The organism is Vibrio sp. Y176, assembly GCF_033438945.1.
The window spans coordinates 1-656 of the sequence record NZ_JAWOQS010000638.1 but is presented as its reverse complement, the minus strand read 5'-3'; the positions used below and the strand labels follow the sequence as shown (position 1 = coordinate 656).

Sequence of the window (656 nt, the reverse complement as noted above, 5' to 3'; positions counted from 1 at the left end):
TTCAGGGAGGAAGAAACCGCGCCGGCGATCAGGGAGGAAAACCGCGCGGCCTGATGTGCAGCTCGGCCACTTTAGCCGGATTTTTCGACTTATCCGATGCGAGCGGCCCGCCGTGGGCGCTGCTCGATCTGCTGTTGCTTTTTCTCGACGTGCTTCTGCTCCTGGTGCTGCTGCTCGTCGCGCGGCACTGTTGCAAAGTTAGCGATGAGGCAGCCTTTTGTCTTATTCAAAGGCCTTACATTTCAAAAACTCTGCTTACCAGGCGCATTTCGCCCAGGGGATCACCATAATAAAATGCTGAGGCCTGGCCTTTGCGTAGTGCACGCATCACCTCAATACCTTTGATGGTGGCGTAAGCCGTCTTCATGGATTTAAATCCCAGCGTGGCGCCGATTATCCGTTTCAGTTTGCCATGATCGCATTCAATCACGTTGTTCCGGTACTTAATCTGTCGGTGTTCAACGGCAGACGGGCACCGGCCTTCGCGTTTGAGCAGAGCAAGCGCGCGACCATAGGCGGGCGCTTTATCCGTGTTGATGAATCGCGGGATCTGCCACTTCTTCACGTTGTTGAGGATTTTACCCAGAAACCGGTATGCAGCTTTGCTGTTACGACGGGAGGAGAGATAAAAATCGACAGTGCGGCCCCGGCTGTCG

Annotated in this window: 1 protein-coding gene and 1 pseudogene; one reads left to right on the top strand and one right to left on the bottom strand. The window is 54.7% G+C overall.

Features of this window, described 5'->3' with window-relative positions; genetic code table 11:
- On the top strand, positions 1–290 hold a 290-nt coding region (locus tag R7O13_RS27800), incomplete at its 5' end, for a hypothetical protein (protein ID WP_318305316.1).
- Here the strand turns inward: R7O13_RS27800 and R7O13_RS27795 are convergent.
- Positions 236–656: pseudogene (locus R7O13_RS27795) on the bottom strand (IS6-like element IS26 family transposase); the annotation flags it as partial. The gene R7O13_RS27800 and the pseudogene R7O13_RS27795 overlap by 55 nt on opposite strands.